Source organism: Streptomyces yaizuensis, assembly GCF_034961445.1.
GTDB classification, from domain to species: domain Bacteria; phylum Actinomycetota; class Actinomycetes; order Streptomycetales; family Streptomycetaceae; genus Streptomyces; species Streptomyces yaizuensis.
On record NZ_BSBI01000003.1, the window covers coordinates 515,048 to 541,496 of the forward strand.

The 26,449-nt window shown below is 71.8% G+C and carries 24 protein-coding genes; 10 read left to right on the forward strand and 14 right to left on the reverse strand.

The window, feature by feature from the left end:
- Positions 1-46: 46 nt before the first annotated feature.
- A complete protein-coding gene (nucS, locus tag SYYSPA8_RS10510) occupies positions 47-709 on the reverse strand; it encodes an endonuclease NucS (protein WP_323446760.1) in 663 nt (220 codons plus the stop codon).
- Positions 710-1,018: 309 nt separating this feature from the next.
- Here nucS and SYYSPA8_RS10515 point away from each other — a divergent pair, with 309 nt between their 5' ends.
- Entirely contained in the window at positions 1,019-1,411 is a 393-nt protein-coding gene (locus tag SYYSPA8_RS10515) for an SCO5389 family protein (RefSeq protein WP_323446761.1), read from the forward strand.
- Positions 1,412-1,533: 122 nt separating this feature from the next.
- Here SYYSPA8_RS10515 and SYYSPA8_RS10520 read toward each other — a convergent pair whose 3' ends face one another.
- Positions 1,534-2,562: an LLM class flavin-dependent oxidoreductase gene (locus SYYSPA8_RS10520; protein WP_323446762.1), complete on the reverse strand. Its 1,029-nt coding sequence runs from the start codon at positions 2,560-2,562 to the stop codon at positions 1,534-1,536.
- 220 nt (positions 2,563-2,782) lie between these two features.
- Here SYYSPA8_RS10520 and SYYSPA8_RS10525 point away from each other — a divergent pair, with 220 nt between their 5' ends.
- Positions 2,783-3,109 (forward strand): ATP/GTP-binding protein, encoded by a 327-nt coding sequence (locus SYYSPA8_RS10525; RefSeq protein ID WP_323446763.1) that lies wholly within the window; start codon positions 2,783-2,785, stop codon positions 3,107-3,109.
- Positions 3,110-3,167: 58 nt separating this feature from the next.
- Here the strand turns inward: SYYSPA8_RS10525 and SYYSPA8_RS10530 are convergent, their stop codons facing one another.
- The 7 genes from SYYSPA8_RS10530 to mce all read right to left on the reverse strand — a co-directional run bounded on the left by SYYSPA8_RS10530 (position 3,168) and on the right by mce (position 14,345).
- Complete coding sequence (locus SYYSPA8_RS10530; protein WP_323446764.1) at positions 3,168-3,998, reverse strand: ABC transporter permease; 831 nt, start codon at positions 3,996-3,998, stop codon at positions 3,168-3,170.
- Positions 3,995-5,173: an ABC transporter ATP-binding protein gene (locus tag SYYSPA8_RS10535; protein WP_323446765.1), complete on the reverse strand. Its 1,179-nt coding sequence runs from the start codon at positions 5,171-5,173 to the stop codon at positions 3,995-3,997. Before SYYSPA8_RS10535 ends, SYYSPA8_RS10530 begins: the two co-directional genes overlap by 4 nt.
- 288 nt (positions 5,174-5,461) lie before the next feature.
- A complete protein-coding gene (locus SYYSPA8_RS10540; RefSeq protein ID WP_323446766.1) occupies positions 5,462-6,241 on the reverse strand; it encodes an ABC transporter permease in 780 nt (259 codons plus the stop codon).
- 3 nt (positions 6,242-6,244) lie between these two features.
- Positions 6,245-7,309: an ABC transporter ATP-binding protein gene (locus tag SYYSPA8_RS10545; protein WP_323446767.1), complete on the reverse strand. Its 1,065-nt coding sequence runs from the start codon at positions 7,307-7,309 to the stop codon at positions 6,245-6,247.
- Positions 7,310-7,566: 257 nt separating this feature from the next.
- Positions 7,567-8,502: a coiled-coil domain-containing protein gene (locus tag SYYSPA8_RS10550; protein WP_323446768.1), complete on the reverse strand. Its 936-nt coding sequence runs from the start codon at positions 8,500-8,502 to the stop codon at positions 7,567-7,569.
- A 1,161-nt stretch (positions 8,503-9,663) separates the two neighbouring features.
- Positions 9,664-13,749, reverse strand: a complete 4,086-nt coding sequence (gene scy / locus SYYSPA8_RS10555; protein WP_323446769.1) for a polarized growth protein Scy — start codon at positions 13,747-13,749, stop codon at positions 9,664-9,666.
- A 167-nt stretch (positions 13,750-13,916) separates the two neighbouring features.
- A complete protein-coding gene (mce, locus tag SYYSPA8_RS10560; protein ID WP_323446770.1) occupies positions 13,917-14,345 on the reverse strand; it encodes a methylmalonyl-CoA epimerase in 429 nt (142 codons plus the stop codon).
- 148 nt (positions 14,346-14,493) lie between these two features.
- Between mce and SYYSPA8_RS10565 the strand changes: the two genes are divergently transcribed.
- Both SYYSPA8_RS10565 and meaB read left to right on the forward strand, forming a co-directional pair.
- The gene (locus SYYSPA8_RS10565) at positions 14,494-15,699 is read left to right on the forward strand and encodes an acetyl-CoA C-acetyltransferase (protein WP_323446771.1); all 1,206 of its coding nucleotides are present in this window, start codon (positions 14,494-14,496) and stop codon (positions 15,697-15,699) included.
- 72 nt (positions 15,700-15,771) lie between these two features.
- A complete protein-coding gene (meaB, locus tag SYYSPA8_RS10570) occupies positions 15,772-16,728 on the forward strand; it encodes a methylmalonyl Co-A mutase-associated GTPase MeaB (RefSeq protein WP_323446772.1) in 957 nt (318 codons plus the stop codon).
- 906 nt (positions 16,729-17,634) lie between these two features.
- Here the strand turns inward: meaB and SYYSPA8_RS10575 are convergent.
- A complete protein-coding gene (locus tag SYYSPA8_RS10575; protein WP_323446773.1) occupies positions 17,635-18,174 on the reverse strand; it encodes a PepSY domain-containing protein in 540 nt (179 codons plus the stop codon).
- A gap of 120 nt (positions 18,175-18,294) precedes the next feature.
- Here SYYSPA8_RS10575 and SYYSPA8_RS10580 point away from each other — a divergent pair, with 120 nt between their 5' ends.
- Together SYYSPA8_RS10580 and SYYSPA8_RS10585 are read left to right on the forward strand one after the other, a co-directional pair.
- Positions 18,295-18,960: a response regulator transcription factor gene (locus SYYSPA8_RS10580; protein ID WP_323446774.1), complete on the forward strand. Its 666-nt coding sequence runs from the start codon at positions 18,295-18,297 to the stop codon at positions 18,958-18,960.
- Positions 18,957-20,381, forward strand: a complete 1,425-nt coding sequence (locus tag SYYSPA8_RS10585) for a sensor histidine kinase (protein ID WP_323446775.1) — start codon at positions 18,957-18,959, stop codon at positions 20,379-20,381. The genes SYYSPA8_RS10580 and SYYSPA8_RS10585 overlap by 4 nt, the downstream gene beginning before the upstream one ends.
- A gap of 61 nt (positions 20,382-20,442) precedes the next feature.
- On the opposite strand, the gene SYYSPA8_RS10590 is transcribed toward SYYSPA8_RS10585, so the two are convergent.
- The 4 genes from SYYSPA8_RS10590 to SYYSPA8_RS10605 all read right to left on the reverse strand — a co-directional run bounded on the left by SYYSPA8_RS10590 (position 20,443) and on the right by SYYSPA8_RS10605 (position 23,137).
- Positions 20,443-20,919 (reverse strand): MarR family winged helix-turn-helix transcriptional regulator, encoded by a 477-nt coding sequence (locus SYYSPA8_RS10590; protein ID WP_323446776.1) that lies wholly within the window; start codon positions 20,917-20,919, stop codon positions 20,443-20,445.
- Between the two features lie 147 nt (positions 20,920-21,066).
- Entirely contained in the window at positions 21,067-21,852 is a 786-nt protein-coding gene (locus SYYSPA8_RS10595; RefSeq protein ID WP_323446777.1) for an AIM24 family protein, read from the reverse strand.
- Complete coding sequence (locus SYYSPA8_RS10600; RefSeq protein ID WP_323446778.1) at positions 21,849-22,499, reverse strand: AIM24 family protein; 651 nt, start codon at positions 22,497-22,499, stop codon at positions 21,849-21,851. Before SYYSPA8_RS10600 ends, SYYSPA8_RS10595 begins: the two co-directional genes overlap by 4 nt.
- A complete protein-coding gene (locus SYYSPA8_RS10605; protein WP_323446779.1) occupies positions 22,499-23,137 on the reverse strand; it encodes an AIM24 family protein in 639 nt (212 codons plus the stop codon). The genes SYYSPA8_RS10600 and SYYSPA8_RS10605 overlap by 1 nt, the downstream gene beginning before the upstream one ends.
- Before the next feature lie 158 nt (positions 23,138-23,295).
- Between SYYSPA8_RS10605 and SYYSPA8_RS10610 the strand changes: the two genes are divergently transcribed.
- The 4 genes from SYYSPA8_RS10610 to SYYSPA8_RS10625 all read left to right on the forward strand — a co-directional run bounded on the left by SYYSPA8_RS10610 (position 23,296) and on the right by SYYSPA8_RS10625 (position 26,449).
- Positions 23,296-23,640 carry a DUF3817 domain-containing protein gene (locus tag SYYSPA8_RS10610; protein WP_323446780.1) on the forward strand — a complete coding sequence of 115 codons (345 nt, stop codon included), beginning with the start codon at positions 23,296-23,298 and terminating at the stop codon, positions 23,638-23,640.
- Positions 23,641-23,741: 101 nt separating this feature from the next.
- Complete coding sequence (locus SYYSPA8_RS10615; RefSeq protein ID WP_323446781.1) at positions 23,742-24,251, forward strand: MarR family winged helix-turn-helix transcriptional regulator; 510 nt, start codon at positions 23,742-23,744, stop codon at positions 24,249-24,251.
- A gap of 82 nt (positions 24,252-24,333) precedes the next feature.
- Positions 24,334-24,660 (forward strand): DUF3817 domain-containing protein, encoded by a 327-nt coding sequence (locus SYYSPA8_RS10620; protein WP_323446782.1) that lies wholly within the window; start codon positions 24,334-24,336, stop codon positions 24,658-24,660.
- Between the two features lie 88 nt (positions 24,661-24,748).
- On the forward strand, positions 24,749-26,449 hold the full coding sequence (locus tag SYYSPA8_RS10625; RefSeq protein WP_323446783.1) for an acyl-CoA mutase large subunit family protein: 1,701 nt from the start codon (positions 24,749-24,751) through the stop codon (positions 26,447-26,449).

Sequence of the window (26,449 nt, forward strand, 5' to 3'; positions counted from 1 at the left end):
AGCCGTACCGCTGTGTGTGTCCGTGTGCGCGCTGTCGCCGTACGGCTCAGAACAGCCGCAGCTTGTCGTCCTCGATGCCCCGCAGCGCGTTGTAGTCGAGCACCACGCAGCCGATGCCCCGGTCCGTCGCCAGCACCCGCGCCTGCGGTTTGATCTCCTGCGCGGCGAACAGGCCCTTCACCGGCGCGAGATGGGGGTCGCGGTTCAGCAGCTCCAGATAGCGGGTGAGCTGCTCCACCCCGTCGATCTCGCCCCGCCGCTTGATCTCCACGGCGACCGTCGCGCCGTCGGCGTCCCGGCAGAGGATGTCCACCGGGCCGATGGCGGTGGGGTATTCGCGCCGGATCAGGCTGTAGCCCTCGCCCAGGGTCTCGATGCGGTCCGCGAGCAGCTCCTGGAGATGGGCCTCCACCCCGTCCTTGATGAGGCCCGGGTCCACGCCCAGCTCATGGCTGGAGTCGTGGAGGACTTCCTCCATCGTGATGATCAGCTTCTCGCCCGCCTTGTTGACGACCGTCCAGATGTTGTCGTCGCCCTCCTTGAGGGTGCACGGCGGCGACATCCAGTTGAGGGGTTTGTACGCCCGGTCGTCCGCGTGGATGGAGACACTGCCGTCTGCCTTGACCAGGATCAGACGGGGGGCGGAGGGCAGGTGGGCGGTGAGCCGGCCCGCGTAATCCACGGAGCAGCGGGCGATGACAAGGCGCATGGTCGGCAACGCTACTCGACACCGGCCCCCGCGCGCGATTCTCCCTACGCACACCCACGGTGGGGCACCCCCTGCGGCTGACTGAGATTCTTCGGGTCGACCCCCTTCTCTCCCTTCGTTTCCGGCCGGATGTCCGCTCCTTCTCCTGGTGCGTCACCGAGCGCGCACTTACCGTTGATGCAGGAGGTCGCTGTCCGCACACTCTGTGTCGCCATAAGTCATGCCCATGGCGGCTGTGACAGGCTCCAGTACGGCGGCTTCTTCCCTGCCCGTAAGGCCCCGGATCCCGGGGCCGCGAGAGGAGAACCCATGTCGCTCGACGTCTCACCGGCCCTGTTGGCACAGGCCGAGCGAGGCGAGGTCGACGAAGCCGACTTCGTCGACTGCGTCCGGACCTCCCTGCCCTACGCATGGGAGATGATCAGCTCTCTGGTGACCCGGCTGACGGTGGACGGCGGACAGTTCGCCGACAACCAGACGCCGCCACCGGACGAGCAGGCGCGCGGCCAGCTGCTGCGCGCTCTCGCCAGTGACGCGATCCGTGGAGCGCTGGAGCGCCACTTCGGGGTGCGCCTGGCGTTCCAGAACTGTCACCGTGTCGCCGTCTTCCCGCTGGATGCGGCGGTGGACGAGCGGTACGCGCGCTTCACTTCCGTACGGGGGCAGTTGCTGAACCAGTCGCCGGTACTGCGGGACTGCTGACGGCCGGCCGCCGCTCCGTGTCGCGGGAGGACGACAGGCGCGGAGCGGTGGCGGCCGCCGGGACCCCGGCCGTCCGCGGCGGGATCCCGGGGTGATGGCGCAACGGCTGTGACGGATGGGCCTCAGGTCAGCAGCGGAAGGACGTCCTCCCCCAGGCGCCTGATGTTCTCCTCCGTCGCGGACAGTTCGCCCGACCCCTCGACCAGCAGCGCGAACCGCCGGATGCCGGTGCGCTCGGCCGTCGCCGCGAGCCGGTCGGCCGCCAGCCGGGGCGGGCCCACCGGGTGCAGACCGCACAGCATCTCCGTGTACGCCAGCGGATCACGCATCACCCGCACCCGGCCGTCGACGGTGATGTGCGCGTCCAGGCCCTGCCGCAGCCAGCCCGGCATCGACTTCAGCAGCAGCTCGCTCGCGTCGGCCGCGCTGGACGCGATCTGGGCCACTCCCGCGGAGACATGGGCCACGTCCGCGACGGTGTCGGGGCAGTGCCCCGCCTCCAGCGCGCAGCGCCGCCAGAACGCCACCATCTCCGCCTTCTCCTGGTCCCCGCAGTGCATGCCCAGGAGCATCGGCAGCGCGCGCTCGGCGGCGAGCCGGACCGTCCGTGCCGAGGTGCACGCGACCACGGTCTCCGGGCCGCCCTGGCCGCCGATCAGCTCGTCGGGCCGGGGCACGACCGCCACTTCGCGGAAGGAGAACCGTTTTGACGCGGCGCCGACGGCGGGCTCCCGCAGCCAGCGCAGCAGCAGGTCCAGCGCCTCCGGGAACCCCGACTCGTACGCCTCCAGACCCGCGCCGAAGACCTCCAGATCCACCCAGGGGCCGCCCCGGCCCACCCCCAGCGAGAACCGTCCCCCGCTGGTGACATGGAGCAGGGCGGCCTGCTCGCCGAGGGCCACCGGATGCACCCCCGGCAGCACACTCACCGCCGTGCCCACCCTGATCCGCCGGGTGCGGCCCAGGAGCAGCGCGGCGAGCGTCACCGCCGACGGGCAGACCCCGTACGGGACGAAGTGGTGCTCGGCGAGCCAGACGGAGTCCAGCCCGGCCTCCTCGGCGACCTCGGCCGACCGCACCGCCCGGTGCAGCGCCTCCCCCTGCCCCTGGCCCGGGAACTGGGCTGCCAGTACGAACGTACCCACGCGCATCGCCTTTGCCTCCTTGCGGCCGACGCGTCTCTCTTTCCCCCACCGGCACTAACGTCTGACACGTGCCAAGGGCACGGCTCCTCGTGAATCTCTTGCGATTGTCCGGTAACCCCGCCGGTGGGAGGCCCGGTCACCCGCTCGCGCGGGTACGTGTACCCCCGGACGGGGCCCGTAGGCTGGATGCCCGCACATCGTCCCCGTCCGCCCGTGAGGTGTCCACGTGTCCCCCCGCCGCAACCGCCCCAAGGGCGGCGACCACTCATCCGCCCCCTCAGGTGAACCGGCAGACCGCTACGGGGGTTTCGGCAGTACCGAGACCTGGCAGGGCGAACAGTGGTCGGTCCGGCTGGTCGCCGGCGCGAGCGCCCAGGGCAAGCGCTACCGCTGCCCCGGCTGCGACCAGGAGATCGTCGGCACACCGCATGTGGTGGTGTGGCCGGAGTACGGCGGCGTGGACGACCGCCGGCACTGGCACAAGGCGTGCTGGAACGCGAAGGACCGCCGCACCACGCGGGTGCAGCGGTCCCGTAACGCTCCGAAGTACTGAGCCCCGTGACGCTCCGGCGTACCGGGCCCCGGCCGGTGCCGGTGGGGGCCCGGACTCCTCAGACGTCGCGCTTCTCCAGTACGGCGTAGGCGCCCCCGAGGGCGAGCGCGGCGAGCACGGCGACGATCCCCACCGACTCCCAGCCCTGCGGCCCGCTCCGCCCCGCGGTGACGTCGTAGATCATGGCGAGCTGGTTGGGGATGGAGTACTCCAGCAGCCACCGCTGAAGGTCCTCCAGCGAGCGCGCGCTCATGAACATGGCCGCGACGAGCGGCACCAGCACCGTCCCCAGCATGGCGGTGATCGCACCGGCCGAGTGGCGGATCATCGTGCCCATCGCCAGCGAGATCAGCCCCAGGAAGGCCAGATAGAGGCTGATGCCGAGGGTGGCGCGGGCCCAGTCGCCGCCGGAGGGCGCCGGCGCCTGGTCGACCAGCGCCACCGCGAGCGCGCTCACCACCAGCGTCAGCACGAAGGTGACGGTGAAGACCACCAGGAAGAAGACGATCGCCTTCGCCGCCAGCACCCGGGCCCGGGAGGGGCAGGCGGTCAGCGTGGTCCGGATCATCCCCGTGCCGTACTCGGAGGTGATCGTCAGCACCCCGAGGGTGATCACACAGAGGCTGCTCATCAGCACGCCGAAGACGGCGAGACCCAGCACGGACTCCTCGCCCAGCTCCGGGTCGGACTCCCCGACGAAGAACGCGATGATCGTGCTGAGGCCGACCAGCAGGATCGCCATCGCGCCGAGTGTCCACATCGTGGACCGCACCGATCGAATTTTGGTCCACTCGGAAGCGAGCGCGTCGCCCAGGGTGGCCTTGCGGATCGGGATCGGTGAGGAGTAAGAGGCGCCGGTCGCGCCCTGCGGGGGGTACGGGGTGGTCATCGGGGGTCCTCGGACGTGGTCGGAGCGGCGGCGGGAGCGGCGGCCGGCGGGGCCGGGGGAGCGATCCGCGGGTCCAGCGGGGCCGGCGGCACCGGCGGCACACCGCCCGCCCCCGGAGCGGCCGGCACCGGCGGCACGGCGGGCGCCGGGCCCTGCTGCTGGGGCGGCGCGTACCAGCCCTGCTGCGGTACGTCGGGGATCTGCGGCGGCGGCGCGAAGCCGGGCCGCACCTCCTGCATCAGCCCCGACCTCTGGTCGGCGGACGCCCGGTAGTCCACGGCGCCCTGCGTCATCCGCATGTACGCCTCCTCCAGTGACGCCTGGTGCGGCGACAGCTCCCACAGCCGTATCCCGGCCTCATGGGCGAGATCGCTGATACGCGGCAGCGGCAGCCCCATCACCCGCAGCGCGCCGTCGGGCTCCGGCATGACCTGACCGCCGGCCCCGGAGAGCGTGGACGACAGCTTCTCGCGCAGCTCCGGCTCGGTGTCCGGGATCCGCACCCGGGCGAAGTCGGCCGAGTTCGCCGAGATGAAGTCCGTGACACTCATGTCCGCGAGCAGCCGCCCGCGCCCGATCACGATCAGATGGTCGGCGGTCAGCGCCATCTCGCTCATCAGATGCGAGGAGACGAAGACCGTACGGCCCTCGGCGGCGAGCTGCCTCATCAGATTCCGCACCCAGAGGATGCCCTCGGGGTCCAGTCCGTTGACCGGCTCGTCGAAGAGGAGCACCTGCGGGTCGCCCAGCAGGGCCGCCGCGATGCCGAGCCGCTGGCCCATGCCGAGCGAGAAGCCCTTGGAACGCTTCCCCGCGACCTCGTGCAGACCGACCACGGCCAGCACCTCGTCCACCCGGCGGGCCGGGATGCCGGAGAGCTGCGCCAGCGACAGCAGATGGTTGCGGGCGCTGCGCCCGCCGTGCACGGCCTTGGCGTCGAGGAGCGCGCCGACCTGGCGGGGCGCGTTCGGCGTCTGCCGGAAGGGACGGCCGCCGATGGTGACCCTGCCCGCGGTGGGGGCGTCGAGCCCGAGGATCATCCGCATCGTGGTCGACTTGCCGGCGCCGTTGGGGCCGAGGAACCCGGTGACGGCACCCGGCCGCACCTGGAAGGAAAGGTTGAACACGGCCGTCTTGTCGCCGTAGCGCTTCGTCAGGCCGACTGCCTCGATCATTCTCCAGCCCCATCGACTTTCGATCGTCGTCAGGGCACACGCCACCCGGCTGTACGCCCCCGTAAGACTTAGGAGGATAACGACTTTTGCAGAGTCCCGGGCGGGTGGTAACGCTTCGGTCACGCTTTCTTGCGCTCTGTCAGGTAATGGTGCGGAAAATGCGTCGGCCTACCCATCCGGCGGATATCGCGGTTTTCCCCGGACCCATCAGGAAATGTCACGGCTTGCGCAGAGCCCGGCGAAGAGACCGCTGAAGAGCCCGTGAAGAACCGTATCCGCGAGGGGATATCAGGCGTCGCGGGTCCGCAGCACCAGATACGCACCGGCCAGCGCCGCCACCACCCACAGCACCATGATCCCCAGACCGCCCCAGGGCCCGTACGGAGCCTGCGCGCTGCCCATCGCGTCCGGCACCACCTGCATGATCTTCGCACCCGCCTGGTCGGGGAAGTACCGCGCCACCGTCTTCGCCTTCGGCACCGCCACCAGGATCTGCGACACCAGGAAGAAGAACGGCATCAGAATGCCGAGCGCCAGCATGGAACTGCGCAGCATCGTCGCGACCGCCATCGAGAACAGCGCGATCAGCCCCATGTACAGCCCGCCGCCGAGCACCGCCCGCAGCACGTTCTCCGCCCCCAGCGTCGTCCGGTGCGACCCCAGGAACGCCTGCCCGACGAAGAACGACGCGAACGAGGTGGCGAACCCCACCGCCAGCGCCAGCGCCGTCGCCACCGCCAGCTTGGAGAAGAGGAACAGCCCCCGCCGGGGCACCGCCGCCAGCGAGGCGCGGATCATCCCCGAGCTGTACTCCGTACCCACCACCAGCACCCCGAAGACCACCATCGCCAGCTGCCCCAGCGTCATCCCCGAGAAGCTCGCGAACGTCGGATCGAACGTGAGCTGCTGCTCCGGCGAGAGCCGGTCGAAACTGGACCGGAACAGCGCGCACAGCGCCCCGCTCACCGCCACCGTCACCACGAAGGCGCTGATCAACGTCCACGTCGTGGAGGACACCGTACGGATCTTGGTCCACTCGGAGAGCAGGACCGCGGGCATCGACGCCACCGCTCAGCCCTCCCCGCGGCCGTGGCCGCCCACGTCACCGGCCCGCGAACGCCGCCGCCCCGCACGACCCCCGCCGGCCGGCGGCGCGAAGCCCTCGCCCCACCGCGGAGTCGGCGGCGTGCGGCCCGGCGCCTGCGGCGGGGCCGTGGTCGGCCCCTCCGTCGTCCCGTGCGCGTGATACTCCACCGCGCCCGCCGTCATCCGCATGAACGCCTCCTCCAACGACGCGCGCTGCGCGCTCAGCTCGTGCAGGGTGATCCGGTGCTCCGCCAGCAGCTCCCCCAGCCGCTCCGTGGTCACCCCGTCCACCTCCAGCGTCCCGCCGCCCGCCTCCACCGGCGTGAACCCCGCCGACAGCAGCACCTCCCGCAGCCGCTCCGGCTCCGGCGAACGCACCCGTGCGTAGCTGCGCGAATTCTCCTGGATGAACGCCGCCATCGAAGTGTCCGCCAGCAGCCGCCCCTGCCCGATCACGATCAGATGGTCGGCCGTCAGCGCCATCTCGCTCATCAGATGCGACGAGACGAAAATGGTCCGCCCCTCGGTGGCGAGCTGCTTCATCAGATGGCGGATCCAGTGGATGCCCTCCGGGTCGAGCCCATTGACCGGCTCGTCGAACAACAGCACCCGCGGATCGCCGAGCAGCGCCGACGCGATACCCAGCCGCTGCGCCATCCCCAGCGAGAAACCCTTCGCCTTCCGGTTCGCCACCGCCGTCAGCCCGACGATGTCCAGGACCTCCCGCACCCGCGAGGCGGGGATCCGGTTCGACTGGGCCAGACAGAGCAGATGGTGGTACGCGCTCCGGCCGCCGTGCACCGACCGCGCCTCCAGCAGCGCGCCGATGTACTTCAGCGGCTCCGCCAGCTCCCGATAGCGCCGGCCGTCGATCCGGACCTGGCCCGCCGTCGGATTGTCGAGACCGAGCATCATGCGCATCGTGGTCGACTTCCCCGCCCCGTTCGGGCCCAGGAAACCCGTCACCACCCCGGGCCTGACCCGGAACGAGAGCTGGTCGACGGCGAGCTTCGCACCGAACCGTTTGGTGAGGCCATCCAACTCGATCATGCGGCCACGCTAAAGGCGCGGAAAGCCCCCCGCCACTTGAGCGACAGGGGGCTTTTCCATTCTTCTCTGTATTCCACGGCACTCATCCGTGTACGGGTGCACTCCTCCGCGTACCGGTGTGCTCCTCCGTGGTTCTCCGGTTCCTCCGCATGACGCGGCGGCGGGCCGGGACACGATTCCCGGTGGGGACACGGGGGTGATTCCCACCACGGAACCCGACCGCCGGCCGGACCGCCCGCATCCTCGGCGACGGAGCGTCAGCGGGACTGCTGGGCCGGGACACCGCGCGAGACATCGTCGTCGGCGGGGCTGCCCGCCGCGGCGACGGCCGCGCCCGTCAGCGTCGCCAGCATCTCGCGGACATTGGTCAGCTGCGCGTTGATCGAGTCCCGGCGGTTCGTCAGCGCCGCCAGCTCGCGCTCCGATTCGCTGCGGATACGGTCGGCCTTGGCATTCGCGTCCGCGACGATGTCCTCGGCCTGACGCTGCGCCGTCTCCACCGTCTGACGGGCCCGGCGCTCCGCGTCCGTACGCAGCTTCTCGGCCTCCAGGCGCAGCTGCTCCGCCCGGTGCTCGATCTCCGCGAGCCGCTTCTCGGCCTTCGCCTGACGCGAGGCCAGATCACGCTCGGACTGCTCGCGCCGCTTGGCGAGGTTGGTCTCGAAGTCCGCGGCGGCCTGGGCGGCCTTGGCACGGGTCTCCTCGAAGAGCGCGTCCGCCTCCTCCCGCTTGGACTGCGCGTCCTTCTGCGCCTCGGCCCGCAGCTGCTGGGCCTCGCCCTTCGCCTGCTCGACGATGCGGACGCCCTCGTCCTCCGCCTTCGCCTTCCGCTCGGCGGCGAACGACTCGGCGTCGTTGCGCACCTGCTGCGCGGCGGACTCCGCCAGCTCACGGTGCTGTTCGGCGGCGCGACGGGCCTCCTCGCGCAGGTCCTTCGCCTCCTCCTCGGCCAGCCGGAGAATCTTTTCGACGCGGGCACCGAGCCCCGCGTACGACGGCTCGGCCTCGGCGACCTGGGCCTGGGCGTTCTGCGTTTCGAGGTGGAGTTCCTCGATGCGCTTTTCCAGAGAGGTGATTCGGGCCAGAGCACTGTCACGGTCGGCGACGAGCTTGGTAATGCGGTCGTCCACCTGGCCGCGGTCGTAACCACGCCGCACGAGCTCGAAGCCGAAGGGGGAGGATGTGTCGCTCATGAGGTTCCTGTCGAAAGAGACCGGTGAGGTGATAGAGGGAATCCTAGGGGCCCGAGCGGCGTGTCATCGAGCGGATGTCGGTTTGATCTGGAGAATGTCCAGCCTTTCGGGTGGCTGAGGCGTGCCTCCCGATATCCTGACGCACCGTCGGCCGCCGCGCCTGGCACCGCGCGCGCGTCGGCGTGGCCCGGGGCCCGGCCCCGTGGACCCCGCGCGGCCTGCGGCGATACGAGGGCGGCCTCGCGCTGCCTGGCCCGTGTCGGTACGGGGTCCCGCGCCCCTTTTCCCCCGGCGGGGGTACGGTCCGCCTTCGCGTGGTCCGTGGGTGGGGGTGCAGGGTCGCCCCCGCAGGGGATCGGCGGAGGCAGGCCCGCACAGGACTTGGTGAGTACGCTCGCCGACCCCGAGGAGGTGAGCCCGGAGGCCCCGCCAACCCGCACCACTACCCGGGCCGGGTCGACCCGCACAAAACCGCCCCGGTCAACATTGGCCCGCGCAAACCCGCCTCGCCGACGATCACCCGGCAAAATCCGGCCTCGTGGGGGTCCCCCCGGACGAAGTCTGGGGGAGATTGAGGCGCGGGGGCTCGGGGGCTGGCCCTCGACACGGGGCCGCACATGCCGTGTGCCCGGCAACCTGTCCGCCCCTGCGGCAGCCCGGAAAACTCAGCCTGGCCCGCGATGAGCCCGCACAAATCCCGCCTCGCCGACGATGACCCGGCAAAATTCAGCCTCGCCGGCGTTTGAGGCGCAGGGGTTCGGGGACTGGTCCCCGACGAGGGCCCGCACGCTGCGGGGTTTTTCGCCTGTGCGGCGGGGCAGGGTGCGGGGTCCGTCCTCAAGCGCCGGACGGGCTGGTTTTGTTCGGGTGGTTCCGGGGCCGGGTGTGGTGTGGGTTGGTGGTGGCCTCCGGGCTCACCTCCTCGGGGTCGGCGGACCGAGGGCTTACGGTCCACGCACGCCGGACTTCCCGCCGATCCCCTGCGGGGGCGACCCTGCACCCCCCACCCACGAAGCCAGCGCAGGCGGACCGGTACCCCGAGCCGGGGGAAAAGACAGGGTGCGGGACCCCGTACCGACGCGGGTCGGGCAGCGCGAGGCCGGACTCGTGCGCAGGTGCGGGGGGAACGGGGGCCGGGGCCCCCGTTCCCGGGTGGCGGGGTCAGGCCGAGGACTTGCCGGTCGGGCGGCCGCCCGCGCCGGCCTTGACGCCCGTACTCCCACCCGTCGGCTTCGCGGAGCCCGGCGCCTCGAAGGACTCCAGCGCCTCCAGCACATCCTGCACCCGGGAGATCTCCGTCTGGATGTCCGCGCGCCGCCGCACCAGCACCTCCAGCTCCCGCTGCCCCTCGGAGACCAGCCGCTCGGCCTCGGCCTCCGCCTCCGCCTTGGCGCGTTCGCCCTGGCGGGTCAGCTCGGCCTTCTTCTGCTCGGCCTCCTTGAGCAGGCCCTCGGCCCGCTTGACCGCCGAGATGCGGATCTTGCTCGCCTCCGCGTCCGTGTCGGCCATCAGCTCCTTGGCCTTGGCGGACGCCTCGGCCTCCTGCGCGGTCGCGGCCTTCACCAGCTGGTCGACGCGTTCGCCGGCGGTCTTCATCTGCTCGGCGGTCTCCCGGCGGGCCCGCTCGTGCAGCTCCTCGACCTCGCTCTCGACCCGGGTCCGCAGCTCCTCGCCGCGTTCCCTTATGGCCGTGGCGTCCCGGCGGGCGCCGACGAGCAGTTCGTCCGCGTCCGTACGGGCCTTCTCCACCAGGGAGTTGCCCTCGACGGTGGCCTCGGCGACCAGCCGTTCCGACTCCTGCCGGGCGGCGCCCACCAGCGCGTCCGCCCGCTTCTCGGATTCCAGCGCGGCCCGCATCGCCTCTTCCTGGGCCTTGGCGACGAGCTGGTCGGCCTGCTCGGCGGCGTCCGTGCGCCGCTTGTCGGCGGCCTGCCGGGCCTCGTCCACCAGCCGGTCGGCCGCATCCTGGGCGTCGCCGCGCATCCGCTCCACGGCCGCTTCCGCGTCCGTCCGCTTCTGCTCGGACTCGGCCCTTATACGCTCCGCCGCCTGCTGCGCGGCACCCACGGTGTCGGCGGCCTCGGCACGCAGCCGCTCCGCCTCCGTACGCGCGTCGCTCAGGATCCGGTCCGACTCGCCCGACGCCTCCGCGACGAGCTGGTCGGCCTGCTCGGCCGCGTCGGTGCGCCGCTTGTCGGCGGCCTGCCGGGCCTTCGTGAGGACCTGCTCGCTCTCGGTACGGACCCGCTCGGCGTCGCTCTGCGCCTCCGCGACCAGCCGGTCGGCCTGCTCGGCGGCGTCCGCGCGCCGCTTGTCGGCCGTCTGCCGCGCCTCGTCCAGCACCTGCTGGGCGTCGGTGCGGATCTGGTCGCCCTCGGCGGTCGCCTCGCCGATGAGCCGGTCCGCCTGGGCGGCCGCATCCGAACGGATCCGGTTGGCGTCCTCCCGGGCGTCCGCCCTGGTCCGGGCGGCGTCCTGGTCGGCGGCGGCCGAGGTGTCGGACGCCTCCGTCCGCATCCGCTGGGCGTACTCCGCGGTGTCCGCGCGCAGCCGGTCCGCGTCGGCGACGGCCTCCGTGCGCACCCGCTCCGCCTCGGACACCGTCTCCGTGCGCAGGGTCTCCATCTCGGCGATGGTCTCCGCGCGCAGCCGGTCCGCCTCCGCGATGGCGTCGGCGGTGGTGCGCTCGGCGAGCGCCGCCGCCGCGTCCGCCTCGGTCCGGGCGCGGGAGCGGACAGCGGCCGCGTCCTCGGTGGCCCGTTCCCGCTCGGCGTGCGCGTCGGACCGCACCCGGTCGGCCTCGTCCTGTGCCTCCGTACGGGTCCGCTCGGCCGCGTGCTCGGCCGCCGAACGCAGCCCGGCGATCTCCTCCTCGGCCTGCTCGTGCAGGCCCGCGACGGACTCGCGCACCTGCCGGGCGGTCTGCTCGGCCGCCGTGACCAACTCGCCGGCGCGGGCGTCCGCCTCCTCGACCAGCCGGTGCGCCTCCGCCTGGGCCTCCTCGACCCGGCGGCGGGCGGACGCCAGCAGCTCCTCGCTCTGCTCCCGGGCCCGCTCCCGCTCCTCGTCGGCCTCGGCACGGGCGGACTCCAGGATCCCTTCGGCCTCCCGGCGGCGCCGCTCGGCCTCCTCCCGGGCGGCGGCCAGGGCCTCGGCGGCCTCGGTGGCCACCCGCTCGGCGGCGGCCGCGGCCTCCGCGCGCAGCCGGTCGGCGGTGTCCTGCGCCTCGTTCTTGAGCCGTTCCGCCTCGGCCGCCGCCTCACCGCGCAGCCGTACCGCGATGTTCTCGGCCTCCGCGCGGGCGGTGGAGGCATCGGCGGCGGCCTCGTCGCGCAGCCGGTCCGCCTCCTCGCCGGCCTGTGCCTGGAGGGCACGGACCCGCTCGGCGGCCTCGGTGCGCAGCCGCTCGGTCTCCTCGGCGGCCTCCCGCCGCATCCGCTCGCCCTCGGCGCGCGCGTCGGTCAGGGTCTGCTCGGCGGCCCGCAGCCGGGCGTCGGTCTCGTCCTGGACCCGGCTGACCTCGGCCGCCGCCTCCTCCTGCCGGGACGCGACGGCCCGCTCGGTCTCCTCGCGCAGCTCCCGGGCGGCCCGCTCGGCGACCTCGCGCACCTCGGTGGCGTGCTCGCCGGCCTCCGTGCCCAGCCGCTCGGCCTCCTCGCGGGTGCGCTCCAGGGTCTCCTCGGCCTGCCGGCGCAGCGCGGTGGCCCGCTCGGCCGCCTCACCGCGGACCCGCTCGCTCTCGGCGGTCGCGGCGGTCCGCAGCTCGTCCGCGTCGGTACGGGCCCGGGTGAGGATCTCCTCGGCGCTGCCGGCCGCCTCCTCGATCTGGCCGACCGCTTCCCGGCGGGCCTCGCCACGGATCCGCTCGCCCTCGGCCACGGCCTCGGACCGCAGCTGCTCGGCCTCGCCGCGCAGCCGCCGCGCCTCCTCCTGGAGTTCGACGGTGCGGGCGCGGTACTCCTTGGTGTCGTCCTTGGCGGCGCCCTTGAGCTCGTCGGCCCGCTCCTCGGCCTCCGTGCGCAGCCGCTCGGCCTCCGCCTCGGCCTCGCCGCGGATCCGCTCGGCCTCGGTGCCCGCCTTGCGGGTGGTCTCCCGGGCGTCGTCGGACGCCTTGGTGAGGATCTCCTCGGCGGCGCGGGCCGCCTTCGCGAGCTGGGCGGCGGAGTCCTCGGCGGCAGCGGTACGGGCCTTCTCGGTGGCGGCCGCGACCTGCTTGTCGGACTCGGCACGGGCGTCGGCGAGCACCTGCTCGGCCTCCGCCTTCAGCGCCTCGGCCTCGCCGGTGGCCTCACCGACCAGGCGGGCGATCTCCTGCTTGGCGGTACGGGTGCGCTGCTCGTTGTCCGACTCGGCGGACGCGAGCTGCCGGGCGGCGGAGTCCCGGGCCCCGGCGAGCACCTTGTCGGCCTCGGCGCGGGCCTCCCGCAGCCGCTCCTCGGCCTCCTGGAACTGCTGCTCGGCGGAGCGGCTCAGCTCGGTGGCCTGCTGGCGTGCCTGCTCGGCCTCGGCCGTCGTGGTCGACCGCAGCTGCTCGGCGTGGGCGGCGGCCTCCTGGGCCTGGCCGGAGGCCGTGTTCAGCATCCGCTCGGCGTCCTTGCGGGCGCGCAGCAGGATCGACTCGGCCTCCGTACGGGCCGCCTCGGCCTCGCCGTTCACCCGCCGGCGGGTCTCGTCGGCGAGCCGCTGGGCCTCCGCACGGGCCTGGGCGAGGGACTGCTCGGCCTCGGCCCGGGACTCGTCGAGGAGCCGGCGGGCCTGGGACTCGGTCCGGGCCCGCAGCTGCTCGGCCCAGGCCACGTTCTCGTTGACGTGGGCCTCGACGGTGCGGCGGCGCTCGGCCAGCTCCTGGTCGAGCCGCTGCCGGCGCTGGTTGGCCTCGGTGTGCAGCTCCGCCTGGAGCCTGGCCTGGTGCTCGGCGTGCTCCTGGAGGATGCGCTGCGTCTGGGCGCGCGCCTCCCGCAGCTCGCGCTCCGCGTCCTGGCGCATCTGATCGGCCTGCACCTGCGCGTTACGCAGCATCTGCTCGGTCTGATAGCCCAGGTCGGCGCTGTCGTAGGCGGGACGCGCCGCGAGGCTGCGGCGTGCCTCATGGAGCTTGGCGCGCAACACCTCGACCTGGTAGCCGAGGTCCTCGGCGTGCTGGACGGCCTTCTCCCGCTCGGTCTTCAGCCGGTCCATCTCGGCTTCGAACCGCGAGAGGTGGTCGTCGTCAGCTCGGTGGCTCTCCTGGCGTTCGTAGCCCCGCACTGCGCGGTCCCATCCGTCCCCTGGTCGCAACTGACTCCACACAAACGCCGTTCGCGTACGAACGGCTCCCCGGGGAATGGTGACAGATCGAAATGAGAGGACGCGGTGCGGCCCCGACCCGGCCCCGGCCCGGAATCGCCCACTCTACCGGGCCGGGAATCGTGAGGTCAGTGCTCTGTTGCAGAGGTGACGAGTTCGGTGAGGACTCCGTGGCAGTCCTTGGGGTGCAGAAAGGTGATCCTGGACCCCATGGATCCGGTCCTCGGCTCGTCGTAGAGAACTCGGACGCCTTTGCTCCGAATGGATTGGGCGTCCCCGTCGACGTCGGCGGTGCCGAAGGCGATGTGATGAACGCCCTCGCCGTTCCTGGCCAGCCACTTCCCCACCGGGGAGTCCTCCCGTACCGGCTGGAGCAGCTGGATGTACGAGGAACCCCCGTCGGAGGTGCCGTTGATCCGGAGCATGGCCTCCCGTACCCCCTGCTCCTCGTTGACCTCGGTGTGGGTCACCTCGAAGCCGTAGGTGGACGTGTAGAACTCCACAGTTGTGTCGAGGTCGTGACACGCGATCCCGATGTGGTCGATTCTTGTCAGCATCAGCCCAGTGCAGCGCTGGTGCGGCGACCGCGCAAGGTGCGCGCGATCACACTCTCCGCCCGGTGACCTCCGGCGGTACCGCTCAGTACATTTGAGGTAAACCCTCGTTCACTCCTCGGCCGACCGGCCGGTAAGGGGATCGTGTCTCATGTCTGGAACGACCGGCACCACCTCAGTGATCGTCGCGGGCGCACGGACGCCGATGGGACGACTGCTGGGTTCGCTGAAGAGTTTCTCCGGCGCCGACCTGGGCGGATTCGCCATCAAGGCGGCCCTGGACCGGGCCGGGGTCGCCCCCGACCAGGTGCAGTACGTGATCATGGGCCAGGTGCTCCAGGCCGGCGCCGGACAGCTCCCGGCCCGCCAGGCCGCCGTCAAGGCCGGCATCCCGATGAACGTCCCCGCCCTGACGATCAACAAGGTCTGCCTCTCCGGGCTCGACGCCATCGCCCTGGCGGACCAGCTGATCCGCTCCGGCGAGTTCGACATCGTCGTCGCCGGCGGCCAGGAGTCCATGACCAACGCCCCCCATCTGCTGCCGAAGTCCCGCGAGGGCTACAAGTACGGCGCCGTGGAGGTACTGGACTCCATGGCCCACGACGGCCTCACCGACGCCTACGAGTCCATCGCCATGGGCGAGTCCACCGAGAAGCACAACACCCGCCTCGGCATCGGACGCGAGGCACAGGACGAGATCGCCGCCCTCTCCCACCAGCGCGCCGCCGCCGCGCAGAAGAACGGGATCTTCGAGGCCGAGATCACCCCGGTGGAGATCCCGCAGCGCAAGGGCGAGGCCGTGATCCTCACCCAGGACGAGGGAATCCGCGCCGAGACCACGGCCGAGGGCCTCGCCCGGCTGCGGCCCGCCTTCAGCAAGGACGGCACCATCACCGCCGGCTCCTCCTCCCAGATCTCCGACGGGGCCGCCGCCGTCGTCGTCATGAGCCGGGCCAGGGCCGAGGAACTGGGCCTGGAATGGCTCGCCGAGATCGGCGCCCACGGCAACGTCGCCGGCCCCGACAACTCCCTCCACTCCCAGCCGTCCAACGCGATCCTGCACGCCGCCGGCAAGGAGGGCATCGACGTCGGCGACCTCGACCTGATCGAGATCAACGAGGCGTTCGCCGCGGTCGCCGTCCAGTCCATGAAGGATCTGGGCGTGACACCCGAAAGGGTGAACGTCAACGGCGGGGCGATCGCCCTGGGTCATCCCATCGGCATGTCCGGCGCCCGGATCGTCCTCCACCTGGCACTGGAGCTGCGGCGGCGCGGCGGCGGCACGGGCGCGGCGGCCCTCTGCGGCGGCGGCGGACAGGGCGACGCGCTGATCGTGCGCGTACCCGCCCGGAGCTGAACCCCACCGGGGTACATACGGCCCAGGAAGAGTCCCGGACCCACGGACTCCCACAACCGAGGAGCGGCATCCATGGTGGACGTCCCAGAGCTGGTCGCCCGCGCGCGAGAGGGCCGGCCCCGCGCGGTGGCCCGGCTCATCTCCCTCGTGGAAGGGGCCTCCCCCCAGCTGCGCGAGGTCATGGCGGCCCTCGCGCCGCTCACCGGCGGCGCCTACGTCATCGGCCTCACCGGGTCGCCCGGCGTCGGGAAGTCCACCACCACCTCCGCGCTCGTCACCGCGTACCGCGCCGCCGGGAAACGGGTCGGGGTCCTCGCCGTCGACCCCTCCTCGCCGTTCTCCGGCGGGGCCCTCCTCGGCGACCGGGTACGGATGTCGGAACACGCCTCCGACCCCGGCGTCTACATCCGCTCCATGGCCACCCGGGGCCACCTCGGCGGGCTCGCCTGGGCCGCGCCCCAGGCCATCCGCGTCCTCGACGCCGCCGGCTGCGACGTGATCCTCGTGGAGACCGTCGGCGTCGGCCAGTCCGAGGTCGAGATCGCCGCCCAGGCCGACACCTGCGCCGTGCTGCTCGCACCCGGCATGGGCGACGGGATCCAGGCCGCGAAAGCCGGAATCCTGGAGATCGGCGACATCTACGCGGTGAACAAGGCCGACCGCGACGGCGCCGACGCCGCCGCGCGCGAGCTGAACCACATGCTCGGCCTCGGCGAGGCCCGGGGGCCGGGGGACTGGCGGCCGCCGATCCTGAAGATGGTGGCCGCGCGGGGCGAAGGCGTGGACGAACTCGTCGCGGCGGTGGAGAAACACCGGGCCTGGATGGACGAACACGGCGCCCTCGCGGCGCGCCGGGTACGGCGGGCGGCGGCGGAGATCGAGACCATCGCGGTCACGGCGTTGCGGACGCGGCTGGCGGACCTTCATGGGAACGATCACTTGGCGGGGTTGGCGGCGGGGGTGGTCGCGGGGGAATTGGATCCGTACGGTGCGGCGGACACGTTGATCGCTTCGCTCAAGGACGCGTAGGCCCTCGCGCTGCCCGACCCGCGTCGGTGCGGGTGGGGTGCGCTCGTCCGGGGCCTACGGTGGCCGGCCCGTGTCGGTACGTGTGCGTGGCGCTCGTCCGGGGTCCGCCCTGCCTGGCCCGTGTCGGTACGGGGTCCCGCGCCCTTCTTTTCCCCCGGCTCGGGGTACCGGCCACCCTCCGGCTGTTGCGTGGGTGGGGGGTGCAGGGTCGCCCCCGCAGGGGATCGGCGGGAAGTCCTGCTTGCGCTGACGGATGGCCTTCGGTCCGCCGACCCCGAGGAGGTGAGCCCGGAGGCCACCACCAACCCACACCACACCCGGCCCCGGAACCACCCGAACAAAACCAGCCCGTCCGGCGCTTGAGGACGGACCCCGCACCCTGCCCCGCCGCACAGGCGAAAAACCCCGCAGCGTGCGGGCCCTCGTCGGGGACCAGTCCCCGAACCCCTGCGCCTCAAACGCCGGCGAGGCTGAATTTTGCCGGGTCATCGTCGGCGAGGCGGGATTTGTGCGGGCTCATCGCGGGCCAGGCTGAGTTTTCCGGGCTGCCGCAGGGGCGGACAGGTTGCCGGGCACACGGCATGTGCGGCCCCGTGTCGAGGGCCAGCCCCCGAGCCCCCGCGCCTCAATCTCCCCCAGACTTCGTCCGGGGGGACCCCCACGAGGCTGGTTTTTGTGCGGGTCGACCGCCGCGCGGGTGTGGTGCGGGTTGGCGGGGCCTCCGGGCTCACCTCCTCGGGGTCGGCGAGCCCACTCACCAGGTTCAGTGCGGGGCGGGCTCCGCCGATCCCCTGCGGGGGCGATCCTGCACCCCCCGCCCACACAGCAAGCGAAGCCGGACCGTACCCCCGCCGGGGGAAAGAAGGGTGCGGGACCCCGTACCGACACGGGGCCGGGAGGTGAAGGTCAGTCGTCGGACGGCGACGCGGACGCCTTGCCCGTCACCGCGTCCACGCGGACCTCGTGCTCCGCGCCGTCCTTCGCGTGGATCTCGACCTCCCAGTGGCCGTCGTCGAACTCGATGTCCGTCACCGTCCCCGCCCGGAAGTCCACCGCCGCCGCGCCCGCCTGCTTGGCGTCGACCTTCGCGTCCCGGACCGGGACGTCGTCGCGGTCATCCCGGTCGTCGCGGTCGTCGTCATCGGCGTCGTCCCGCTCGGCCCCCAGGACCTTCCCGCTCTCCGCGTCGACGCGGACCTCGCGGTCCGCATCGTCCGCGCCGTCCGCACCGCTCGCACCCTTGGCGTCGGCGATCTCGACCTCCCACGCCCCGTCGTCCAGGCTGACGGACTCCACCACTCCGGACTGCTCCTTCAGCGCGGTGCTCACCGCCGTGGAGGAAGAGATCTTGGACGGCTTGTCGTCGGCGGCCGCGGTGACGGCGGTGACCGCTCCGCCGGTCAGCAGTGCGGCGACCGCGGTGGCGATGATCAGCTTGCGCTTCATGGGAAGTCCTCCGGTGAGGGAATCGGTTGCTTCGACGGGGACCAATCTCGCCGGGGCATGCTGAACACAACCTGAAGCCGCCTGAAGCGATCTTCAGCTTCGGTTTGCGACCCTGGGCGCATGCGTTTGTTGATCGTGGAGGACGAGAAGCGGCTCGCGCTCTCCCTCGCCAAGGGTCTGACCGCCGAGGGCTATGCCGTGGATGTGGTGCACGACGGCCTCGAAGGGCTGCACCGTGCCTCCGAGGGCGCGTACGACCTCGTCGTCCTCGACATCATGCTGCCCGGCATGAACGGCTACCGCGTCTGCGGCGCTCTGCGCGCGGCCGGCCATGATGTGCCGATCCTGATGCTCACCGCCAAGGACGGCGAGTACGACGAGGCGGAGGGACTGGACACCGGTGCCGACGACTATCTGACGAAGCCGTTCTCGTATGTCGTCCTCGTCGCCCGGATCAAGGCGCTGCTGCGCCGCCGGGGCCGCGCGGGCGGTTCCCCGGTGCTCGTCATCGGGGAGCTGCGGATCGACACGGCCGCCCGCCGGGTCTTCCTCGGCGAGGCGGAGACCACGCTGACGGCGAAGGAGTTCTCCGTCCTGGAGCAGCTGGCGGTGCGGGCCGGTGAGGTGGTCAGCAAGGCGCAGATCCTGGAGCATGTGTGGGACTTCGCGTACGACGGCGACCCCAACATCATCGAGGTCTACATCAGCGCGCTGCGCCGCAAGCTGGGCGCTCCCCGGATCCAGACGGTGCGCGGCGCGGGCTACCGGCTGGTGGCGGCGTCATGAGATCCGTACGGGCGAAGGCCGCGGTCGGGGCCACGCTGGTGGTCGCGGTCGCGCTGGTCGTGGCGGGGCTGTCCGTGCTCTTTCTGCTGCGGCAGAACCTGGAGCACGCCGCCGGGCTCCAGGCCGAGGTCACGGCGCGGGAGACCGCCTCCCGGTTCGCTCTGGACCGGGATCCCGATCTGTCGGACGCGGAGGAGCGGCCCGTTCAGATCGTGGACGGGAACGGCTGTGTGCTCGCCGTCAGCCCGGGGGTGGAGCGGATCTCCGGTACGGGGAGCGGTGGGGTGCGGGCGCAGGAGTGCCCGGGGCGGGACGCCGACGAGAACGAGAGCGGTAGCGACAGTGACGACGACACCGAGGAGCCGGAGGACCCCGAGCCGGGGCAGGTGGCGGCCGGTGGGGCGGGTCTTTCCACGGGGAGTGTCACCGTGGGGGGTGACACCGCCCGCTACCGTTTCGCCGCCGTCGAGGCCACCCGGGGTGACGACGGGGTCACCGCGACGGTGTACGCGGGGGCGCCCCTGACGACGGAGGAGAGCGCGGTCGACACCGTACGGGACGCCATGCTGGTGGGGCTCCCGGTGCTGCTGGTGGTCGTGGGTTCGGTGACCTGGCTGGTGACCCGTCGGGCGCTCGGCCCGGTCGAGGCGATCCGCCGGGAGATGGCCGCCATCACCCACAGCGAGGATCTGTCCCGCAGGGTGCCGGAGCCGGGCTCCGGGGACGAGGTGGCCCGGCTCGCGCGGACCACCAATGAGACCCTGGCCGCGCTGGAGGCGTCCGTGGAGCGGCAGCGCCGCTTCGTCGCCGACGCCTCCCACGAGCTGCGCAGCCCGATCGCCTCGCTGCGGACCCAGCTCGAAGTGGGCGCGGCGCACCCGGAGTTGCTGGACGTCCCGGGCGCGGTCGAGGACACCGTACGGCTTCAGCAGCTCGCCGCCGATCTGCTGCTGCTGGCCCGGCTGGACGCGGGGGAGCGGCCCGGCAGTGCCCGGATCGATCCGGGGGCGCTGGTGCGCGAGGAGGTCTCGCAGCGGACCGGCGACCGGGTCCCGGTCACGGTGGAGGGGGATGCTCCGGAGGTGGTCGGCTCCCGTTCGCAGCTGGCCCGGGTGGTGGGGAACCTGCTGGACAACGCCCAGCGCCATGCCCGGGGCGCGGTGACCGTGACCGTCCGCGCGGTGGGGCGGGAGGTGCTGGTGGAGGTCGCCGACGACGGCGAGGGGGTCCCGGAGGACGAGCGGGAGCGGATCTTCGAGCGGTTCGTCCGGCTGGACGACGCCCGCACCCGGGACGAGGGCGGGGCCGGGCTCGGGCTCGCCATCGCCCGGGATGTGGCCGTGCGGCACGGCGGCGGTCTCACGGTGGGCGCGGCTCCCGGGGGCGGCGCCGTCTTCCGGCTCCGGCTGCCCGCCGCGTGAGGGCACGGCCGCCGCGTGAGAACGCGGTGGCACGGGCCCTCGTGGGAGGGCCCGTGCGGGGTCAGATCTTGCCGCGCCGTCCGCGCAGATGGTCGGCGACGGGCCCCAGCGACCGGCGCAGGTCCGCCAGCGCCTCGGGGTTCATCAGATCGATGAAGTGCTTGCGTACGGAAGCGACATGGTGGGGCGCGACCTTCTGCATGGTGGCCATGCCGTGCTCGGTGAGCACCGCGTACAGCCCGCGCCGGTCCGACTCGCAGTTCTCCCGGCGGACCAGTCCGGCGTTCTCCATCCGGGTGATCTGGTGCGAGAGCCGGCTCTTCGACTGGAGGGTGGCCGCGGCGAGGTCGCTCATCCGCATCCGCTGGTCGGCCGACTCCGACAGATTGACCAGGATCTCGTAGTCGTTGTTGGTCAGGCCGAACGGCTGGAGGTCCTTCTCAAGCTGGTGCATCAGCAGCCGGCTGACGTCCAGATGGGTGCGCCAGGTGCACTGCTCGTCATCGCTCAGCCAGCGCGTGGCCGTCTCGGTCTCCATGTATGGATTCTACCTAAGAAGTTGAAATACGGACGAAGTCTGGGGGTGTGACCCCCGGCACCCGCGACAGCGGAGCCGACCGGTGGTCTGGTGCCCGCAGCGTACTGTGGGCGCAGACGTTCGACGTCACACTCCGCAGGTTACCGCTCACAGGCCGAAGCGGCGTTGGAGGTCTCCGAGCTGACCGGGCAGCCGGGGCGTGGCACCGTGTTGACCCGGGGCCCCGGCGGAGCCCGCCCGCGCACCCGGAATCCCCGCCTCCTGGGGCGGCGCACCCGTCGCCACCTCGTCCAGCAGCTTCTCCGTCGACTGGAGCAGCACCGTCCCCGCGCCCACGAACTCGAACTGGTGCTCCTCGCCGGAGGCCCCGCCGAGCCCCGTGAGCGCCCGCACCCCGCCGATCACCCCGGTCTTGTACCCGTGGTCGTAGTGATGGCAGGGCGAGGGGCAGTCCGCCCAGCCCACCAGCGCCTGCGGATCCACCCGGACCGGGGGCTCCATGAAGACCACGGGACCGTTCGAGACGGCGACGAACCTCCCCGTCCCGATCAGGGTGAGGAACCCCGGCACGATCGACTGCTTCAGCGCCAGGGACGGCTGGTAGGCCAGCAGATTCCCCGATCGGATCGTCAGATTCCCCTCGTCCAGATCGAAGGAGTTCACATCGAACGCGCGGTCCGCGAGCAGCATCTTCCCGCTGCCCTCCGCCACCACCCAGTCACCCGCGTGCAGCGGTGAGTGGAAGGACGTCCGCAGCAGGGCGTCGAAGCGGCCGTGCCCGATGCCGTTGAAGTCGATCCGCCCGTAGTAGGCGATCATCTTCCCCTTCTGGAGGAACCACCGGTCGCCCTTCAACTCCACACAGAAGGTGTACGGGTTGACGTTGTCGTCACTCGGCAGGGTCATGGGGTCGTACGCCACGGGCCCGCTCACAGCTTCTCCTCCGATGCCTGGACATACACCGCGCCACTGCCGCTCAGCTCCAGCTGGAACGCCTCGCCCGAGCCGCGCCCCACCATGTCCCGCCAGCCGAGCGCGGTGGAGAGCTTGTTGCGCACGTCGCCGTGGTGGGCCACGTACGCCTGGGGATCCACATGGACCGGCCGGCCGGGGACGATCGGCAGCTCGATCACCCCGCCGTGCGCCATCACCGCCACCGAGCCATGGCCGCGCAGCGTGGTGGTGAACAGCCCCTGCCCGCTGACCTGGCCGCGCACCATCCCCATCACACCGCCCTGCGCCCCGAGGAAGAGCGTGCCCTGCTCCAGGGTGCCGTCGAACGCCAGCAGCCGGTCGGCCTCCACACAGAGGGTGTCCCCGGCGAGCTGGATCAGCTGCACATGGTGGCCGCCGTGGCCGAACATCACCGTGCCGCTGCCCTCGACCGTCATCAGCGGGGTGCTCTCGCCCGCGACCCGGCGCCCGATCATCGACGCGAGCCCGCCCTGCCCGCCCCGGCTGTTGGGGGTGAAGGACACCTCGCCCCGGTACGCGAGCATCGCGCCGCGCTGGCTGTACACCCGCCGGCCGGGCACCACCGTGGCCTCGACCATCCGGGAATTGATCTCACGGAACGACATCAGGCGTCCCCTCCGACCGTGATCCGCTCACTGGGCTGGACATAGACCAGCCCGTCGCCCTCGAACCGGATCTGGAACGCCTCGCCGCCGCTCTCCCCGATGAAGGAGCGGAACGTCACCCCGGACTGGAACTTCTGCTGGAGGCTGCCCTGGTGCGCGATATACGCGCCGGGGTCGACCGACAGCGGGTACTGCGGGGTCACCCGCAGCAGCACCGCCGGCCCGTCGGACATGATCGCCACCTGTCCGCTGCCCTCGACCGTGGTGGTGAAGAGCCCCTGGCCGCTCGCCCCGCCGCGCAGCCCGGTGAAGCTGGTGCCGGTGCGCAGCGACGCCTCCGCGCAGAGCAGATTGCTCGATTCCACATAGAGCTTGTCGCTGTGCAGCCCGACGAGGTTGATCTCGGTCGCGCGGTCGGCGAACCAGCAGGTGCCCTCGCCCTTGACCTCCATCACGGTCATCTGCTCGCCGGTGATCCGCCGGGTGACCATCCCCCGGATGCCCTCCCCGCCACCGGACAGCTTCTTGAAGGCCATCCGGCCGTCGTAGGCGACCATCGACCCGTTCTTCGCTTTGACGGCGTCGCCGGTCAGGTCGACCGCGAGCACCTTGCTCCCCTGGAGCCGGAACGTTGCCACCCAGCGACGGTAACCTCCGTCCCGGCGGGGCGACAGGGCCTGTGGACAAAGCCGACCGCACCCCGGACCAAGGGCGGGTAAAGACGCCTGGCACAATGGGGCAGCGCTTGTGAGCGCGTTCACAAGATCAACCCCCACCGACCACCGAAGGTGCCATCGTGGACATCAAGACCGCATCGTCCCTCCACCGCCTCCGACTGGTCTCCGCGCCGGAGGCCGTCTCCTTCATCCTGCTGCTCATCGCCTCGGTGCTGAAGCGCACGACGGAGTTCAACGCGGTCCCCGCGCTCGGGATGATCCACGGCATCCTCTTCGTGATCTACGTGCTCTTCTGGGCCGACGCCTGGAACCGCACCAAGTGGGACCTGAAGACCGCCGCGCTCTACTTCGTCCTCTCGGTGCTGCCCTTCGGCGGCTTCGTCGCCGAGCGCAAGCTCAAGCGCGCCGCCGATGACGCGGTGATCGCCTCCCGCGCCCGGCGCGAGGGCGTCGTCAAGGCCTGACCGACCGCCCGGGGCGCGGGCCGGTGTCCGCGCCCCCGGCCGGTGGCCCGAGGAGCGAGACGGTACGGCCCCCGCAGGTGACCAGTGGGTAGGGTCTGCCTGTGTCCAAGCCGCTCAGCCTCCCCTTCGACCCGATCGCCCGCGCCGACGAACTGTGGCGGCAGCGCTGGGGCCCCGTCCCCTCGATGGCCGCCATCACCTCGATCATGCGCGCGCACCAGATCCTGCTCGCCGAGGTGGACGCGGTCGTCAAGCCGTACGGACTGACCTTCGCGCGCTACGAGGCGCTGGTGCTGCTCACCTTCTCCAAGGCGGGCGAGCTGCCGATGTCCAAGATCGGTGAGCGGCTGATGGTCCATCCCACATCGGTCACCAACACCGTGGACCGCCTGGTCCGCTCCGGCCTGGTCGACAAGCGGCCCAACCCCAACGACGGGCGCGGCACGCTCGCGAGCATCACCGCCAAGGGGCGCGAGGTGGTGGAGTCCGCCACCCGCGATCTCATGGCGATGGACTTCGGCCTCGGCGCGTACGACGCCGAGGAGTGCGCCGAGATCTTCGCCATGCTCCGCCCGCTGCGGGTGGCCGCGCGCGACTTCGAGGAGAAGTAGCCCCGCCGCCCCGCTGTTCCTCCGTCCGTCCCGCACCGCCCCGGCGGCGGTGCCCCTCTCACTCCCGGTTACGCTCATTTCCATGAAACAGACCGTGCTGACCCGCTACCGGGTGATGGCGTACATCACCGCCGTCTGGCTGCTCGTGTTCACCGCCGCCATCGTCGCCAAGTACGGCTTCGAGACCGGCGACACCATGGTGATCTCCCAGATCCACGGTGTGCTCTTCATCGTCTACGTCATCTTCGCCTTCGATCTCGGCTCCAAGGCGAAGTGGTCCTTCGGGAAGCTGCTGTGGGTCCTGGCGGCCGGCTGCATCCCCGTGGCCTCGTTCTTCGTCGAGCCGAAGATCTCCCGTGAGACCCAGGCGCTGATCGCGGAGAGTGACGCCGCCAAGGCGGCGGCCTGAGCCCTCGTGCACCCGTAAGCCGCCGCGTGCGGACCCGCGGCGGCTTTCTCATCGACATTTACTAGGACGTCCTAGTAAATTTGTTTCCATGGACGCTGACGCCATTGAGGACGGCCGCCGCCGCTGGCAGGCCCGCTACGACCGGGCCCGCACGCGCGAAGCGGACTTCACCACGCTCTCGGGCGACCCGGTCGACCCGGTCTACGGGCCCCGGCCCGGCGACGCGTACGAAGGATTCGAACGCATCGGCTGGCCCGGCGAGTACCCCTTCACCCGCGGTCTGCACGCCACCGGCTACCGCGGCCGCACCTGGACCATCCGCCAGTTCGCCGGCTTCGGCAACGCCGGGCAGACCAACGAGCGGTACAAGATGATCCTGGCCGCCGGCGGCGGCGGGCTCTCCGTCGCCTTCGACATGCCCACCCTCATGGGCCGGGACTCCGACGACCCCCGCGCCCTCGGCGAGGTCGGCCACTGCGGCGTCGCCATCGACTCCGCCGCCGACATGGAGGTGCTGTTCAAGGACATCCCGCTGGGCGACGTCACCACCTCGATGACCATCAGCGGCCCGGCCGTCCCCGTCTTCTGCATGTACCTGGTCGCCGCCGAACGCCAGGGCGTCGACCCGGCGGTCCTCAACGGCACCCTCCAGACCGACATCTTCAAGGAGTACATCGCCCAGAAGGAGTGGCTCTTCCAGCCCGAGCCGCACCTGCGGCTCATCGGCGACCTCATGGAGCACTGCGCCCGCTCCATCCCCGCGTACAAACCGCTCTCCGTCTCCGGCTACCACATCCGCGAAGCCGGGGCGACGGCCGCGCAGGAGCTGGCGTACACCCTCGCCGACGGCTTCGGCTACGTCGAACTCGGACTCAGCCGGGGACTGGACGTCGATGTCTTCGCCCCCGGGCTCTCCTTCTTCTTCGACGCCCACCTCGACTTCTTCGAGGAGATCGCCAAATTCCGCGCCGCCCGCCGGATCTGGGCCCGCTGGATGCGGGACGAATACGGGGCGAAGCAGGACAAGTCCCAGTGGCTCCGCTTCCACACCCAGACCGCCGGGGTCTCCCTCACCGCCCAGCAGCCCTACAACAACGTCGTCCGCACCGCCGTCGAAGCCCTCTCCGCGATCCTCGGCGGCACCAACTCGCTCCACACCAACGCCCTCGACGAGACCCTCGCGCTCCCCAGCGAACAGGCCGCCGAGATCGCCCTGCGCACCCAGCAGGTCCTGATGGAGGAGACCGGCGTCGCCAACGTCGCCGACCCGCTCGGCGGCTCCTGGTACGTGGAACAGCTCACCGACCGCATCGAGGCCGACGCCGAGGCGATCTTCGACCGGATCAGGGAACGCGGCCTGCGCGCCCACCCCGACGGCCGGCACCCCATCGGGCCCATCACCTCCGGAATCCTGCGCGGCATCGAGGACGGCTGGTTCACCGGCGAGATCGCCGAATCCGCCTTCCGCTACCAGCAGTCCCTGGAGAAGGGCGACAAGAGGGTCGTCGGGGTCAACACCCACCTGGGCTCCGTCACCGGCGACCTGGAGATCCTGCGCGTCAGCCATGAAGTCGAACGGGAGCAGGTGAGCGCCCTCGCCGCCCGCAGGGCCCGCCGCGACGACACCCGGGTACGGACCGCCCTCGCCGCGATGCTGACGGCGGCCCGCGACGGCTCCAACATGGTCGGCCCGATGCTGGACGCCGTCCGCGCCGAAGCCACCCTGGGGGAGATCTGCGACACCCTCCGCGACGAATGGGGCACGTACACGGAACCGCCGGGCTTCTAG